This is a genomic window from Streptomyces sp. NPDC000941, from assembly GCF_053599555.1.
On sequence record NZ_JBSFMM010000009.1, the window covers coordinates 44,644 to 60,848 of the forward strand.

Here is a 16,205-nt window from a genome sequence, read left to right on the forward strand (position 1 = left end):
TCGCGACACACGGCGGAGCCGCATATCGATACCGCGATTATGTTGACCGAACCGTTTTTCCCTTCGCTCTTGTTTATCAAGCGGGTCATCAGATTTTCAATGGAGATGAACATGAAAGGTCCTCGTTCAGGGGGCGGTGAATAGTCCGTTCAGCAGGCGGGGGCTTCGGGGCGCCGATCCCCGCGCGCCCGGCGCAGAGTTACGAACCGCCGGGCGGCGTCCTCGGCCTCCCCGAGGGAGACGAACCCCCGGTCGCGCGCCACGGCCGTCAACGCGGCGGGCTCCTCGACGCGCCAGGTGTCCGCCAGGTGGCGCCGGACCAGGGGCAGCGGCAGATGGCGCGGGGTGCGGCGCTCGCCGGTGCGGGCCATCTGCTCGTTGAGGCGGTCCGCCGCCGCCACGGCGTCGGCGCTCGCGGCCCACGCCTCGTCCGTACCGCGCAGCTCCGCGGGGGCGTCATGGAAGGGCACCGCCCCGGGTGCGCTCCGGAACGAGCGCACCAGCAGCGTCGACAGGCGGTGTTCGGGGCCGCCCTCGCGCTGCTCCCGCGGCGTCAGCCAGTACGACCAGGCGGAGGGCGGCAGCGTCTGCGCGGAGATGCCGCGCTGGTCCGCGGCCTCCAGCGCGGCGCGCACGAGGCAACTGTCGCCGTCGCTGCCGTCGCTGCCGTCGCCGCCGTCGTCGGTGGAAGCCGGCGGTACGCCCGCGATCCGGGTCAGCGCGAACCGGCGGTAGCGCAGCGGGAAGTCGGGCGCGTACAGCTGCTGGAAGCGCAGCACGTCGAGCTCGGATACCGCGGCCGTGCGCCGATCACGCACCGCGGGGCGGTACGTCCCGCGCCAGCGGTCCAGATACATCGTGCGCGGCACCATCCAGGCAGGCGTGAACCCGGGGAAGGAGGCGGCGGTGCGCGGGGTCGCGCAGTGCGACAGGGCCAGCAGCGCGTCGCGCCGCTTGAGGTCGGAGAGGTCGGGGTGGCGCTCCGCGAACTCGCGCAGCGCCACGGCCGCTTCGGCGGCGGCCGGGTGCAGCCGCCGGGTGGTGTGCACGATCGCCGACCAGCTCCGCTCGGTGTAGTGCAGGGTCCGGGCCGTGTTCAGCAGCGTCGTGCCGTCCTCGGGAGCGAGCGCCTTCCCGGTGACCGCGTTGGAGATCGTCCACCGCACATTGACCAGCGGAACGGTCAACTGCCGGTGTTCGCCCGACGGCAGATGGCCGACCGCGACCTCCTCGTCGGAATCCAGCTCGCCCTGCGCGTACATGCCGAAGACCAGCCCCACGCCCTCCATGCCGTACGGCCACAGCTCGGCGGCCCGTAGCGCGCCCATGCTGGAGGCGCCGATGACACGGGTGCGCCGGGCCAGGACATCGATGATCTCCTTGTGCCGCACCGGGGCGGTCTGGTGGAACACCCCGTCGATGATCAGCACGGTGTCCGCCGCGCCCGTGTCCAGGGCGAGCAGATCGCCGTGGCGCACCGGGCGGTGCACCACCGCACGGTCCGCCACCGCCAGGACATCGGCGGCCGAGAGGGTGGGCCCGATGAACACATGGACGGTCACGAGGCCCCCTTGGGACGGGCGGTGGATGACGACGTGGCCTTGAGGGGCCGTGGAATCTCGTGGCGGCCGTCGAACTCAAGACCCGCCGCCACCACCTTGACCACGCTGAAGCCGCTCTCCGTACTGAGGTCGACGGCCACGGGCGGACGGCCGGTCACCCGGTGCACCTCGCCCGCGAGCCAACGCGTCTCCTCGGTGTCCTCCGCGAACTCACGGCCCTGCCCGGAGACGGCCTGCCAAGGGACGATCTCGCCCTCGGTGACCGGTGGCGGCGCGGCGGCCGACGGGCCGCCCGTGAACAGCACCGCGGCCAGGTCGTCGCGGCTGCCCGCGATCGCGGTCAGCCGGCTCTGAGCCGACTCCGTCACGGCGCGGCTGAGCGCCACGGCCGGTGAGCTGTGCACCCCGGAGCCGACCGCGAGCGCCGGGAAGTCCTCCGACCAGATGTAGCTCACGAAGCAGGGCAGCCCCCAGCGGTTGGGCACCTCCACGATCTCGACCCAGGCGCCCGCCTCCGCGATCCGCCCGAGCACCGTCGCGCACAGCGGATCGGCCACGCTCGACGGATCCACATGCCGCCGCCCGGCCACGGGCAGCGAGCCGATGGTGGCCGTGCAGTCCCGCTCGATGACCTCGTACAGCGCGTGCGCCAACGCCTCGTCGTAAGTGTTCCCGCTGGCCAGACCGTTGGTGGAGCCGTGCAGGAGCGGTGGCTGCCAGGCCCGGGACACCTGGTAGTCGACCCTGACGTAGGCGCGCGGCACCAGGGTCTTGGTGCCGCTGACGGCGTCGACGCCGATGACCCAGTCCAGCGGTGTCCGTTCGCTCAGCAGGCTGCCGTGCTGCTGCTGCAGATCGCATACGTCGTACGGCAACTCCAGCTCGCATGCGGGGGTGTGCCTGAGCTCGGGGGCCGGACACGCGTACTCGGCGTGCCACAGCTCCACGGACTCCATGACCGCGGAGACGCGGGCCAGCAGCAGCGATGGCCCCTTGCCCTGCGAGACGGTGAGGGTCTTGGCCGCCGGGCGCACGGCCATCACCACCGGCACGCCCAGGGTGTCGAGACCGGTGACATCGGCGACCCGCGTGATACCGAATCTGTCCCGCAGCCCATTGATGAGCGTCCAGGTCTCTTCCGGATGCCGGACTCGATGTGTGCCATCGAAATGGACCTTCTTCATGTGCATCAGCATCGGCGTTGGTACGGAAACGACTGGGCAGACGGAGGTCAGCGGAGCGACAGCGGTGAAACAAGATTCCGCAAGCGGCGTGCAAGAAATCTGTAAGAGGGGTGTCCGACGCCTTTGGAGCGGGATAACTATTCGATTGTCCTTTGCAGTCCATCGAAAGGAATGAGGAAATGGAGAACACCTCTCTCCTCGACCTCGAACAGCTCGGTGACGAGATGTTCGAGGTAGTCGAGTCGGACACGACCGAGGACAACGGCGGCGCCGGTTCGGCGTGGGCGTACGCCTGTTGTCAGAGCGCCAGCAGTTCCTGCGCGCTGTCGTGACACAGCGGCCGGCCCCGGTGGCGTGCCTTCCGTGCCACCGGGGCCGGCCCCCTCGGAGGGAGGTCCGTCATGGGCGGCCGTCGGCTGAAGCTCGTGCGGCAGGTGCGGTACGCGCCGACCGAGAACGGCGCCGCCGTGCTCGGACCGTCCGGCGCGTCGCTCGCTCTTCGGGGAGCCGGTGTGTACGCGTGGCTGGAGCGGCTGTGGCCGCTCCTCGACGGCGCCCAGGACGTGGACGCCGTACTCGCCCAACTCCCCGACGGACACCGGGCGGTCGCCACACGTCTGCTGGAAACCCTCCAGCGGCGGGACTTCCTGCGGGAGGCCACCGAGCCACGGCCGCACGGCCTCACCGCCACCGAACTGCACCGCCACCGCCACGAGATCGCCTACATCGGGCACTGGCTCGACTCCCCGGAACACCGCTTCGAGCGCTATCGCACCGCCCGCGTGCTGCTGCTCGGCGACGGTCCGCTGTACGCGGCCACCCGGCACGCCCTTCTCGCCTGCGGACTGCGTCAGGTGTTCACCGAGGAGGCCGGCCCTCCGTACGACACCGCCGACGCCGTGGTGTACGCGGGCGACGCGACCACCCCCCAAGTGGGGCCGGGCGTCGCGGCCGTCGAACGCGCCTGCGGCGGGGTGCCGCTGTTCCGCGCGCTCGGCCGGCCCGGCGACTGCTGGCTCCTCCCGCCCACCGCGCCCCGCCTCACCTGGGCCGATGTTCGGCATCGGATACGGCACACCGCCGCCCCGGACAGCGCCGGAGCCACACCCATGACGGCGGCAGCCGCCGCCCTCGTCGGTGGACGGCTCGCCCTGGCCGTCTTCCGCCTCCTCACCGGGATTCCCGACGAGGACGCCGATGCTTCCTGCTCCGTACCCGGGATCCTCCGCGTCGACCTCGCCACGCTCGCCACGCATCGCCACCGCGTGCTCCCCGCGCCCCGGTGCCACGACTCGGGGTGCGCCGCCGAGGGCCGGATGAAAGAGCTGCGCGAAGCCCCCGCGCTCGACCCCGACGAGCTCACCGCGCGGCTCGCCGACTGCGCCGACGACATCGCGGGACCGTACGCACCGCCCACCACGGAGTACGGCAGCCAGATACCGCTCACCGTCGCGCAATGTGTTGTGGCGGGTGCGGGCGTGGTGGTCGGGGCCTCCCTGGACCCACGGACCGCCACGGCCGCGGCGCTGCGCCGCGCCGGGGCGTCGTACGCGCTGTCCGCCGCCGCGCACGTACCACCGCAGCCGGCCGGTCAAGCCGCTCCGGACCCCGTCTGCTTCCGCGCCGAGCGCCTGACGGACGGCGGCGCGCGGTCTCTGGCCGCGCCGCTGGTGCTGCCGCGTCCGGCGGGGGAGGAGCAGCCGGGCGGCCGCCCCGCGGGCGCGGGCACCGCATGCGCCGAGAGCTGGGATGCCGCGGTGGAGGCCGCCCTCTTCGACGCCGTACGGGCGCTCGCCCGGCGGCGCGCGGCCGACCTGCAGCCCGCCACGCTGATACCGGAAGGGTTGCTGACCGAGCCCGAAGCGGTGCGCCACTGGCGGCTGTTGCGCACGCTCGGCCCGGTACCCGAGGTACGGGATCTCTCCGGTGGGCCGGCGGCGCCGGTCATCGGCCTGGTGGCCGGGGACCGGCTCGTCTCGGTGGGCTGCGCCGCCACCGCGGCCGGAGCGCTCGCCGAGGCCGCGCGTGAGCTGCTGCTCGTCCGGCAACGCGGAACGGAGCCGGCCGCGGGGACCCGGCCGCTCCTCGCCGCACCGGGGCCGCTCACCAGCCACGTACCCGCGTCGCTGCCCGGCTCCGGGCCCCGCGAGCGCATCGACCACCTCGCCACGAGCCTGGAGGCTGAGGGATACACCGCATACGCCGTGCCGCTCGACCATGACGCGGACTTCCATACCCTCATCCCCTTCGTGGCCCGGGTGGTTCTCGATGAGGTCCGCTGACGTGCGGGCGGCCGTGGTCGGGGACGGCGGCCTGCTGCACCAGGCCATCGCCGAGCGCCTGACCTCGGGGCGGGACCTACGCACACCCGCCGTCCTGCTGACCGTGAGCGACGGATGGGAGAGCGACACGGCACACGACCGCCACCGGCGCCGTGCCCTCGCCTCCGGCGTCACCTGGCTTCCCGTGTGGACCGAGGGCGCCCGCGCCCTGATCGGCCCGCTGGTCCGTCCGGGCGCCCCCGGCTGCCACCGCTGTCTGCGTATGCGGCGCGCCCACGCCCGCGAGGACTGGCCGGTGGTACGGGCGGTGCGCGAGCGGTACACCGCCGAGCCGGAGCCGCCGGAGCCCGAGCGGTCTCCGCTGCTCACCACGGTGGCCGCCGAGGTCACGGCTCAACTCGTCGCCACGCGCCTCATGGCCGCAGGCATCTCTTCTCGGGAACTGACCGTCATCGGCCTGCGCGCCCTCGACGTCAGCAGCCACACCTTCCTCCCCGACCCCTGCTGCCCCGAATGCGGCGGGCTGTCGGACGACGGCCCCCAGGCCGCGCCCCGGACCCTCCGCCCCCGCCCCAAACCCCGCCCGGGGCACCGGCTGCGCCGCCCCGACGCCACCCGGCTGCGCACCGCGCTCGCCGACCCCGAGACCGGGCTGCTGCGCGCGGTGAGCGCGGTGTCCGCCGGGGTGCCCCTCGCGCGGGCTCCGCTCACGCTGCCCGGTGGCGGCGAGTTCGAGGCGGGGCTGGGGACGGGCGACGACTGGGGCGCCGCACAGGCGGGCGCGCTGCTGGAGGGCGTCGAGCGGTATGCGAGCGTACGGCCGCGGGCGCGGCGGGCCGCGGTACGGGCCGCGTACGCCGAGGTGCGCGAGGACGCCGTCGACCCGCGCACGCTGGGGCTCCACCCGGACGGCCACTACGACCTGCCCGGGTTCCCCTTCCGCCGCTTCGACGAGGCGGCGGTGACCGACTGGGTGTGGGGCTGGTCGTACGGGCGGGCCCGGCCCGTGCTGCTGCCGCAGTCCTACGTCTACTTCCTGTCCGCCACTCAGCGGGACCCCGCCTTCGTCTTCGAGGTGTCCAACGGCTGTGCGCTGGGCAGCTGCCTTGAGGAGGCCCAGCTGCACGGACTGCTCGAAGTGGCGGAACGGGACGCCTTCTTCACCACCTGGTACCGGCGCACCCCGCTCGACGCCATCGACCCGGCCGGCGCCCGCGACCGCGCCGTACCGCTCCTCGTCGAACACCTCACCCAGCTCACCGGACACCGTGTCCATCTCCTCGACGCCACCCAGGAACAGCACATCCCCTGCGTCGTGGCCCTCGCCGTGGACGAGGACGAGCGGCCGGACACACCCCGCGCGGCCGTCGCGGCCGGCGCCCACCCCGACCCGGAACAGGCCGCCGTACGCGCCCTGATGGAGCTCGTGCCCCATCTGACCCTGCTGACCTCCCGCTACCGGGCCGAACGGGAACGGGCCCGCCGGCTCGCGCTCGACCCCTCGCTCATCGCGCACCCCGCCGACCACGCCCTGGCCGCCGCCGCGCCCGAGGCGTTCGCACGGCTCGCCTTCCTGCTCGACGGCAAGCCGCCCCGCACGTTCACCGAGGTGCACCGCGGCCGACACCTGCCGCGACACCACCAGGACCTCACGGACGATCTGCGGGATCTGATCAGCCGATACCTGGACACCGGACTCGATGTGATCGCCGTCGACCAGACGCCCGCCGAAGTGGCCGCGCTGGACCTGGCCGCGGCCAAGGTCGTCGTCCCCGGCACCGCCACGGTCACCTACGGGCCACTCATGCGGCGCACCGAAGGGCTGCCCCGGCTGACCGGTGACCTGTCCGCCGACCCCCACCCCTTCCCATGACCGGCCACCACCCCGGCGCCGTCCAACTGCCCCCGCCACCGGCTCTGGGCACGGTGGACCACACCCTGTGGGCCGCCCGCCGCTGCACCTGCCACACCGGGACCCCGCGCCCGGTGCCCCTCTCGCGCTGGGCCGCCGTGCTCGGCCACGCCCGCGGCATCGGCCCCTTCGAGGCGCGGCCCGGTGAGCGCCCCGGCCTGCTTGGGCGCATAGCCGGGACGCGGCTGACGACCGGGGCCAACACCCCCGTAACACCCGGGAGTTATTCGTACGATCCGGTGGCACACCGGCTCGTCCCCCTGCGTATCGACCATGCCCGGGCGTACGACGGGGCGCTCGCGCTGCAGCTGGGCGACGGCGCGGGGGAGACGGCCGCATGCGTACGGCTCGTCGCCGCCGCGTGCGGCCTGTGCGCCCATGCCGCCGGGCCGGACACCTTGCTGCTGTACGCCTCCTCCGCCACCGCCCCCGCCTCTGGGGGCATGGAGGACGCGTTGGCGGCCCTGCCCGTCGAGCCTCCCGTCTATACGGCGGCACCCGACCGACTCACCGCTTCCGATCTGCTGACCCTGCTGCGCAAGGCGGCGCCCGAGCCGCCCTACCGCGTGACCGTACGCGCCGTGGACGGTATGGACCCCGGTGTGTACCGGGCGGACACCGCTCAGGGGCCGCTCGAACCCGTGTGGCGCGGGCCCACCGCGCCGTACGCCCATGTCCTCACCCGTGGCGGACACCCCGCCGCCGCGGCCCTCGCCGGCGCCGGGGCCATCGTGCACCTCGTCGGCGGGCCCGGGGCCCCGCGCGCCGTCGAAGCGCTGCGCGTGCGGGTCGCCGCGTCGGCCGCAGGGCTCGCCGCGTGGTACGACGACGCGCCAACTCAGGCCGCGGCCGCGCTCCTTGGGCTGATTCCCGACGTGGATGGCGTGGCGTGCCACCTCACCCTCGGCCACGCACAGCCCGAACCCCGCCTCCGTATCCCCGTCCGCCTCGCCACCTCTGGAGCGCTGCCATGAACACCCCGCCCGACCCGGTGGTACGCGTCGCCGGGGTGCCCCGCTCCACGCTGGCCGTCCTGAACACGCCGAAGAGCTTCGAGCTCGCCGAGCACATCCTCCAGGCGCGGGAACAGGTCGCCGAGGAAGGCCGCCGTATCGCCGACGCCCTGCACCCGGTCATCGGGGCACTGCCCGAACCCGCCCTCAAGCCCCGGGTCATCGGGCTGCGCCGGGCGGTCCATCAGGGCCGCGCCCCGAGGGCCGCCGAATGGGACACGGCCGTACGGACCGCGCTGCCCGGCCCGCTCGCCGACCGGATCCGGCGCTGGCTCGACCGGCGCGCCCAGTGCGGGGAACACGCCGAGTCCCTCGCGGCCGTACTCCAGGAAGAGACACACGGCTCACTCGCCGCCCTGCGGGAAGCCCTCGCGCACCCTCGTTTCCGGCAGGGGCTGCTGCATGCCACCCCCGAGCTCGACGACGTCCTGGACCGCTGGATCGCCGCCCCGGGCCATCCGCCACCCGGCACCAAGGCCCTGGTGAGCCTGGCCCGTTATCTGTCCCGGGCGGCCGTGAAGACCAGCCCGCAGGGCACGTTCACCGCCACCGGCCAGGCCCGCTGGACCGCCGACGGCCCCTGGCTGCACACCGGAGACCTGGAGCGGCGCGCCACGTCCGCCGAACTCAACCTCGCCCGGCTGCGCCGCATCGCCGACGGGCTGCTGCGCGCCCATCCGGCCCTGCGGGACACCCTGCGGCTGCGCCTCAACCCGGCGCTGAACGTCGCCGTCGGCACCCTCCGCCTGATCGCCCCCGGTCCCGGGGCCCGCGTCACCGCCTTCCCGGCCGTGGACCGGACTCCGCGACTCCTCGACACCTTGAGCAACCTCGACGGAGCCACGGCGGCCGACGCGGGGCCGGGAGTCCGGCGCTTTGTGGCGGCCGGAATTCTCCAGCAGGACCTTCCCCTTGACGATCTGGAGCCCTGCCACCTCGACGCGCTCATCACCTGGCTCACCGATAACAGCCCCACCGATAACAGCCCCACCGATAACAGCCCCACCGGCAACGGCCCCTCCGCGCTCAGCGACACGCTCGGTGCACTGACCGCCCTGCGCTCCGCGCTGCCCCGCCGCCCCCGCCCCGCGGACCACGCCGAGCGCCGCCACCGGGCCCGCGCGGCCCGCGACCGGCTGCTCGCCGTGGAACGCGCCCTGCGCCTCCCGGCCCCCGGCGAGCCGTACGAACGCCGCCCCGTCCACGAGGACTCCGTGCTCGACGGCACGGCCGTCACCCTCGGCCACGGACCCTGGCGCCCGCTGCTCGCCGACCTCGCCTCGGCCGGGCGGGCGCTGGCCGTCCTCGACCGCGATCTGCCCGCCCGGTACGCCGCGGCCGCATGGCTCGCCGAACGGCACGGCCCGCACCCCCAGGTGCCGCTGCTGCTGGTTCTCCACGAACTGCAGGAGGACCCGTCGCCCGCCGCCGAACACGTCCGGGCCCTGCTGCGGCCCGGCTTCGGCGTCGACGACACGCTTCTGCGGGACAGTCCGCTGCCCGCACTCCGGCGCCTGGCCGACCATCGCGCCACCGTCCTCCAGGCCCTACGAGCCGGTGAACCGCCCACCGACCTCGCCGCGCCCCGCCCGCCGCTCAGCCTCGCCCACTACATCCAGCCGCTGCCCGGCCCGGACGGACGGCCGCGCGCCGTGCTCAACTCCGTCACCGTCGGGCATGGCCACTGGCAGGGCCGCCTGGACCGGATGCGGGCCCGCGCCACCGACGGCCCCGTGCCGCCGGCTCCCGCCACTTACATGGGCCAGGGCCGCATCCCCGTGGACATCGGCGGTCTGTACGCCTCGAACACCAACCTCCGGCACCCCACCCTGCCCCACGCCTTCGACCACCCGTTCACCCGTGGCGCCCGGAGCGGCCCCGGGCGCATTCCGCTCGGCGAGGTGACCGTGCGCCTCGACCGCGCCACCGGGCTGCCCGCACTCCGCTCACCACGGCGCGACGCCGATCTGGTGCCCGTCCACCTCGGTCTGATGAGCCCGCTGCTGCTGCCACCGCCACTGGCGACCGTGCTGCGCCTCTTCGGCGACCCGCATACGCTCTTCCGCACCGGACACCCGCTGCTGCCGGGGCCGTTCGCCGACGACGTGCCGGACCGGGGCGTGGCGAGCCTGCCCCGGATCGAGGCCGGGCGCGTGGTGCTGCGCCGCCGCTCATGGCTCACCCGGGCCGGGTCGGTGCCCCGCCGTACGCCCGGCGAGCGCGACCACGAACACTTTCTGAGGCTGCTGGCCTGGCGCCGTGAACTGGGCCTTCCCGCCTCCTGCTTCGTGCGCACCCGCGCACCCGGGAGCCACGGCGCGGACGCCTTCACCGACAAGGGCTACAAACCCGCGTACATCGACTTCGCCTCGCCCCTCCTGACGACCGCCTTCACTCGCTCTCTCGGCGACCCGGACACCGTCGTCCACATCGAGGAGGCACTGCCGGACCCGGCCGCGTCCGACGGCGACACCCCGTACACGAGCGAATTCGTCATCGAACTCCCGGGAGACTTCCATGAGCCGGCCGTCTGACCCGCCGACCCCGCCCGGGCAGTGGATGGCCGTGCACCTCTTCCACCAGGGCGACCTCGACACGCTGCTGCTGGACGCCGTGACCCCCGCCCTGACCGGCCTCGCCCAGGCCGGCCGTATCCACGGCCACTTCTTTCTGCGCTACTGGGAGGGCGGTCCTCATCTGCGGGTACGCGTTCTCGCCGGCGAACCCGCACACAACGGCCCCCAGGGCATCGCCACCGAACTCGTCGACCGGTGGAACGCATGGCTGGGCGACCACCCCTCGCCGCGCTCCGTCGACGAGGCGGCCTATCTGAGCTTCGCCACCGAGGCCGCCACCCGCGAGGGGCTGCCCGGCTACGAGCCATGGCGCGGGCTGCACGACCGCGCGGAGGTGCGCGGCTATCTGCCGGAACACGACCGCTACGGCAGCGGCGCCTCACTCGCGGCGGTGGAACGGCACTTCATGGAGGCCAGCCGCTGCGCCGAAGCCGTTCTCGCCAGGCGTCCCGGACCCGCCGAGCGGCTTTCGGCAGGCTTCGCGGTGTCCCTGCTGACCTGGGCCGTGGTGGAGCCCGACCCGCGCCGACGGCTCGACGCGCTGCGCACCGGCGCCGAGGCGTGGCGCCGTATGCTCGGGCCCGCGTATGACACCGAGGCATTCGACCGTGCCTACGAGAGCGGCCGAGGGGCCCTCGTACGCCGGGCCGGACACCTTCTCGCACCCGACCCGCGGCCGCGCTCCGACGGCCCCACGGGGCCCATCGCGGCATGGCGCCACAGCGTCTCGCGGCTGTATGCCTCGCTCGAAGCCCTGGAGAGGTCGGGCGAGTTCACGCCCGACCTGAGCGCGCTGCGCGACGATCCGTCCCTGCTCGACCTCCCAAGCCCGCGCGCCGCACTGACCGCCAACCGCTGCGCCCATCTGATGTGCAACCGACTCGGGCTGTACGGACCGCAGGAAGCGCTGCTACGCCACTTCGCCGCACGCGCGGCGGCCGATCTGCGCACCGCCGGGAGCGGGGCCCACCGGCCATGAGCCCACCGGCCATGAGCCCGCCGCTGCTTCTCTCCCTGCACCCCGGCACCGCCGTCCACGACGACCAGGGCCTGCTGACCGTCCGCCACCGCTGGGGCCGTACGCCGCTCGGCCCGTACACCCCGCCCCTGGCCGAAGCGCTGCACACCCTCGCGGCGGGCCCCACGGCCGTCGACGAGGTGGCGGACGGTATCAATGCCACGGCGCGGAGCTGCGGGCTGCCGCCGGAGCCCCAACTCGCCCTGTTCCACCACGGCCTGGACCGGCTCGGGCACACCCTCCGACGGCATGCCACCCACGGCTCCCGCCCCCTGGCGACCGCCGTGCCACTCGCTCCCGAAGCCGCACCGCGCCCCGGACCCGTGCCCGACACCCCGCTCACCCTGGACCGCACCGCCCATCTGCGGCCGGTCGACGGCCAACTCGCCCTGGAGTCCCCACGGTCACGTTTCCGGGTCCGGGTCGAGGACCCCCGCGCTGCCACGCCGCTCGCGCTTCTCGCCGGCCCCGCCTCCCGCGCTGAGCTGGGCCGCCACTGCCACGAACTGCCCGAGGGCGCCCTGACCGCGCTCCTGACCCTCCTGTACTCGACCGGCTTTCTGCACCCCGTCCAGGATGCGAGGCGCGCCGAAACCGCCGACCTCCCGCCCGGCTGGAGCTTCCACGAACTGCTCGCCTACGACGGCGCCCGGGCCGGCCCGCGCGACCGCGTGTACGGCCCGGTCTTCCCGCTGCGCGACACCGAGCCACCGCCTCCGCCCGTCACCCGGCCCGCCACGGGACGTACGATCCCCCTCCGCCGCCCGGACCTGGACCGGGCGGCCCGCGAGGACCGCACCTTCACCGACGTACTCGAATCGCGGGCCTCCCGGCGTACGTACGGCGAACAGCCCCTGAACCGCGACCAGTTGGGGGAGCTGCTGTATCGAGCCGCCCGGGTGCGCACCGTGCTGGACGCGCGCCCCGAGGACGACCGGCCGTACGCGGTCACCAGCCGCCCCTACCCGAGCGCCGGCTCCGCCTACGAACTGGAGCTGTACGCCGCCGTCCACCGCTGCCACGGTCTTGACCGGGGCCTGTACCACTACGACCCCCTGGGCCACGCCCTGACCGCCCTGCCCGGCGCCCCCGGAGCCGTCGACGACCTGCTGCGCGAGGCATCGGCCGCCACCGGCGCCGCGCCCCCGCCCGATGTGCACCTCACGCTGGTGTCCCGGATCAAGCGGCTGTCGTGGAAGTACGCGGCGCATTCGTACGCGCTGACCCTCAAGAACACCGGAGTCCTGCTCCAGACCCTCTCCCTCGTCGCCACCGCGATGGGCCTGTCGGGCTGTGCGGTGGGCGGCGGGGACAGCGAGACCCCGGTACGCGCCCTCGGCCTCGCCGCGCACACCGAGATCCCGGTGGGCGCCTTTCTGCTGGGCAGCGGGGCGGGCGACGGCCCGGTCCCCGGCGACCCGAGGGACACGCCCTGACACGGGCCCGGGAGTTCCGCGCGCCGCGCACTGTCGCGGCGGGCCGCCGTACGGGATCCTCCGGTGGCATGAGTAGACCTGCGGATCGCGTGAACCGCCGTACGCGCGCCTGGATGTGGCCCCTCGTCATCGGCCTCGTCGCCACCCTCAGCTGGAGTTCACCGGCCGGTGCGGACACCTCCCGCACCGGCCTCGGCACCGCCCTCGACACCCTCCTCGCCGACCCGCTGCTGAAGGGCGGCGCGGCGGGGGTGGTGGTCGCCGACGCCGACTCCGGTGCCGTCCTCTACGAACACCACCCCGACGACCGGCTGATGCCCGCCTCCAACACCAAACTGTTCACCTCGGCCGCCACCATGGGGCTGCTCGGCCCCGACTACACCTACCGCACCGACGTGCTGACCGACGGCAGCCGCAAGGGGCGGGTGCTGCGGGGCGATCTGTACCTGCGCGGCACCGGCGACCCGACGATGCTCGCCGCGGACTACGAACGGCTCGCCGCGCAGCTCGCCGAGTCGGGGATCACCCGGGTCACCGGACGGCTGATCGCCGACGACACCCGGTTCGACACCCAGCGCGTCGGCCGCTCCTGGGCCGCCGACGACGAGTCCTCCTACTACGCGGCCCAGATCTCCCCGCTGACCCTCGCCCCCGACACCGACTACGACGCGGGCAGCATCATCGTCGAGACCGCCCCCGGCGCGGCGCCGGGGGAGAAGCCGAAGGTCACGCTCACCCCCAGGACGGACTACATCCGCATCGACAACCGCGCCACCACCGCCGCCACCGGCGGCGGCTCCACCCTCTCCGTCGAGCGGCAGCACGGCTCCAACACCATCACCGTCAGCGGCGCCCTCCCCGCGGGAAGCAGCCCGGCCAAGGAGTGGGTCAGCGTCTGGGAGCCCACCGGCTACGCCACCTCGGTGTTCGCCGACGCGCTGGCCCGCCACGGCGTCCACGTCACCGGGGCCACCCGCCTCGGCCGGGCCACCCCGCCGGACGCACGGACGCTCGCCTCGCATGAGTCGATGCCCCTCAAAAAGCTCCTGATCCCGTTCATGAAGCTGTCCAACAACATCCACGCCGAAGTGCTCACCAAGACCATCGGCTACGAGACGGCCGGCCGCGGCACCTGGAGCGCGGGCCTCTCGGCTGTTTCCGACTGGCTGAAGAAGCAGGGCGTGGACACCGGCTCGGTGCGCCAGGTAGACGGCTCCGGGCTGTCCCGGATGGACAACATCGCGGCCGGGCGGCTGACCGAACTGCTGCTGTCGGTCCGCGATGAGCCCTGGTACGCGGACTGGTACGCCTCGCTGCCGGTGGCCTGCGACCCGGACCGGTTCGTGGGCGGCACCCTGCGCTCACGGATGTGCGGCACCCCGGCGGCGCGCAACGCGCGCGGCAAGACGGGCTCGCTGACCGGCGCCTCCGCGCTCTCGGGGTATGTCACCGATGCGGACGGCAGGGAACTGGCCTACAGCGTCGTCCTCAACAACTTCCTCGCCCCGTCCGTGAAGAGTCTGGAGGACGCGATCGTGGTGACGCTCGCGAAGTCCGGGGCGGACCGGACGACCACTGTCCGGCCGAGTGCCGTACCCAAGCGGGCCGGGGCTGCCGAGTTGGAGTGCTCCTGGACCAAGCCCGGGCGCTGCTGAGCCTGCTGAGGTTGCTGAGCCGTTCCGGGAGCGGTCGCGCCGCCGGGTCATGCCCGCGGCGCGGCCGTCCTCCGTGCCATGACCGCCTCGATGAACTCCTCCGGCGGGAGGTAGGAGTGCGCGGTGATGTAGTGGTGTACGAGATTGGGCGCGATCAGCCATCTGCCGTCACGGCCCACCACCCGCACCTCGGCACTGCCGAGGGACACCCGGTCCTGCCCGACGTGGATGACCGCCGGGTACTCGTCTTCTCCCGGCGGGTGGGGGAGCCCGCAGTGGTGCCACCCGCGCATCACCATATGACGGTCGTCCCGGCACAGCAGGGCGAGGGCCTGGACGAATTCCTCAGGCACCGCGCCCCGGGGGAATGCCTCGCCCGGCTCCAGCCAGCCGACGCTGACCGCCTCGACTCCCTCAGGGACTGATCCTGTTGTGTATGCGTAGGGGGACAGGTCCGCGTAGTGGGTCATAGCAGTGGAGTGTCGGCTTTCATGATCGAGCGGCAGGCGGACCAGTGTACGCGGCCCATGTTCGGCAGCAGCAGTTGGGAAAGGCGGACTTCGTGGCGCACCGTCCTGCCGCTGACGTCCAGACCACCGGGCGGGAACAGCGAATAGTCCGGCAGCTGCTCTCCAGGCTTGTAGAGCTCCAAGGGCTTGGGGTCGCCCGTTTCGATGAGGGTGCCTTTGTAGTGGGAGATGTCCTTGCCGTGCTCGCCGTACATGGCAACGCTCGTGCCTTCGGGGACGGTGACCGGGGTCCCATCACCTGCTCGTATGCCGCCGTGACCGGTGAACACCATTTCGTGGTCCGGACGACCGCAAAACTGACCAGCCCCGCCGTCCCCTTCACCACACCATCCAGGACGTGGCTCGCGTTCAGCTGAAGCCCCTCCAGGCCGTCCCCCACCCGCTGGGCGTACGACGGCTTCTTCGGCGCGGCGTCCCGCGCCGTCTCCACCGCCGCCTTCGCCACCCCATGCGCCTCATCCCGCTGCCGCCGCGCCTCCGCCAACAACTCCCGCGCGGCCTTCATCTCGGCCGTCCCCGGATCATGGAACGCGCCCGGCTTGTCCGGCAGCGAGGACGGATCCCGCTTGTCGGCGGGCAGCGCGTTGTACGCGTCCGCCGCCTTGTTGTACGCGCTCACCTCGTCGTCATGCGCCGACCGCGCATCCTCCGACGCCTTCTTGCCCTTCTTATAGCGCCGGATCGCCTCCTCAGCCTGACCCTGCGCCCACTCCACCGTCCCCGCGAACCGCTCCAGCGCCCCCGACGCCTTCTCACACGCATCCGCAGCCGTGAACCACTTCTTCGGCTGGACCGACACGCTCTCCCGGAAGGCATCCGCCGCCTTCCCCTGCACCGACCGCGAACCAAGCCCCCGCAACCCCTTGCCCACATTGTTGAACGCCGCTTTGAAATCACTCAGATGACCCGCGGTCGAGCGCAGCTTGGACGAACTGCCTCGGTGCGATCGGCCGAGGTCAGGATTGTTGCGCGCGACGATTCGGGGCTGCGCAACAACTCGCTCGCCGTCCAGACTCGCTACGAGTCGGGGCCCGGGC

Annotated in this window: 12 protein-coding genes and 1 pseudogene; 8 read left to right on the top strand and 5 right to left on the bottom strand. The window is 73.4% G+C overall.

Translation table 11 applies throughout. The annotated features are described in order from the left end of the window. Nucleotides 1–149 precede the first annotated feature (149 nt). Together ACWDSL_RS05605 and ACWDSL_RS05610 are read right to left on the bottom strand one after the other, a co-directional pair. A complete protein-coding gene (locus ACWDSL_RS05605; protein ID WP_450482004.1) occupies nt 150–1,562 on the bottom strand; it encodes a TfuA-like protein in 1,413 nt (470 codons plus the stop codon). After that, nucleotides 1,559–2,746, bottom strand: coding sequence for a YcaO-like family protein (locus tag ACWDSL_RS05610; protein ID WP_450482006.1), 1,188 nt, complete (start codon nt 2,744–2,746; stop codon nt 1,559–1,561). Before ACWDSL_RS05610 ends, ACWDSL_RS05605 begins: the two co-directional genes overlap by 4 nt. 179 nt (nt 2,747–2,925) lie before the next feature. On the opposite strand from ACWDSL_RS05610, the gene ACWDSL_RS05615 reads away from it, so the two are divergent. The 8 genes from ACWDSL_RS05615 to dacB all read left to right on the top strand — a co-directional run bounded on the left by ACWDSL_RS05615 (nt 2,926) and on the right by dacB (nt 14,638). Further along, complete coding sequence (locus ACWDSL_RS05615) at nt 2,926–3,078, top strand: hypothetical protein (RefSeq protein ID WP_398527298.1); 153 nt, start codon at nt 2,926–2,928, stop codon at nt 3,076–3,078. A 69-nt stretch (nt 3,079–3,147) separates the two neighbouring features. Further along, nucleotides 3,148–5,028 (top strand): group-specific protein, encoded by a 1,881-nt coding sequence (locus ACWDSL_RS05620; protein WP_450482008.1) that lies wholly within the window; start codon nt 3,148–3,150, stop codon nt 5,026–5,028. Beyond that, nucleotides 5,015–6,901 carry a TOMM precursor leader peptide-binding protein gene (locus ACWDSL_RS05625; RefSeq protein ID WP_450482009.1) on the top strand — a complete coding sequence of 629 codons (1,887 nt, stop codon included), beginning with the start codon at nt 5,015–5,017 and terminating at the stop codon, nt 6,899–6,901. Before ACWDSL_RS05620 ends, ACWDSL_RS05625 begins: the two co-directional genes overlap by 14 nt. Then, nucleotides 6,898–7,914, top strand: coding sequence for a hypothetical protein (locus tag ACWDSL_RS05630; protein WP_450482011.1), 1,017 nt, complete (start codon nt 6,898–6,900; stop codon nt 7,912–7,914). The genes ACWDSL_RS05625 and ACWDSL_RS05630 overlap by 4 nt, the downstream gene beginning before the upstream one ends. Then, nucleotides 7,911–10,487, top strand: coding sequence for a lantibiotic dehydratase (locus ACWDSL_RS05635; protein ID WP_450482013.1), 2,577 nt, complete (start codon nt 7,911–7,913; stop codon nt 10,485–10,487). The genes ACWDSL_RS05630 and ACWDSL_RS05635 overlap by 4 nt, the downstream gene beginning before the upstream one ends. Continuing rightward, nucleotides 10,471–11,508: a lantibiotic dehydratase C-terminal domain-containing protein gene (locus tag ACWDSL_RS05640; RefSeq protein WP_450482015.1), complete on the top strand. Its 1,038-nt coding sequence runs from the start codon at nt 10,471–10,473 to the stop codon at nt 11,506–11,508. The genes ACWDSL_RS05635 and ACWDSL_RS05640 overlap by 17 nt, the downstream gene beginning before the upstream one ends. Nucleotides 11,509–11,519: 11 nt before the next feature. Further along, a complete protein-coding gene (locus ACWDSL_RS05645; RefSeq protein WP_450482017.1) occupies nt 11,520–12,983 on the top strand; it encodes a SagB family peptide dehydrogenase in 1,464 nt (487 codons plus the stop codon). 68 nt (nt 12,984–13,051) lie between these two features. Next, nucleotides 13,052–14,638 (top strand): D-alanyl-D-alanine carboxypeptidase/D-alanyl-D-alanine endopeptidase, encoded by a 1,587-nt coding sequence (dacB, locus tag ACWDSL_RS05650; protein WP_450482019.1) that lies wholly within the window; start codon nt 13,052–13,054, stop codon nt 14,636–14,638. A gap of 47 nt (nt 14,639–14,685) precedes the next feature. Here dacB and ACWDSL_RS05655 read toward each other — a convergent pair whose 3' ends face one another. The 3 genes and pseudogenes from ACWDSL_RS05655 to ACWDSL_RS05665 all read right to left on the bottom strand — a co-directional run. Then, the gene (locus tag ACWDSL_RS05655) at nt 14,686–15,108 is read right to left on the bottom strand and encodes a DUF7919 family protein (protein WP_450482021.1); all 423 of its coding nucleotides are present in this window, start codon (nt 15,106–15,108) and stop codon (nt 14,686–14,688) included. After that, nucleotides 15,105–15,440, bottom strand: a complete 336-nt coding sequence (locus ACWDSL_RS05660; RefSeq protein WP_450482023.1) for a putative adhesin — start codon at nt 15,438–15,440, stop codon at nt 15,105–15,107. Before ACWDSL_RS05660 ends, ACWDSL_RS05655 begins: the two co-directional genes overlap by 4 nt. A 134-nt stretch (nt 15,441–15,574) precedes the next feature. Continuing rightward, nucleotides 15,575–16,180 (bottom strand): annotated as a pseudogene (locus ACWDSL_RS05665) (putative T7SS-secreted protein); the annotation flags it as partial. Nucleotides 16,181–16,205 lie beyond the last annotated feature (25 nt).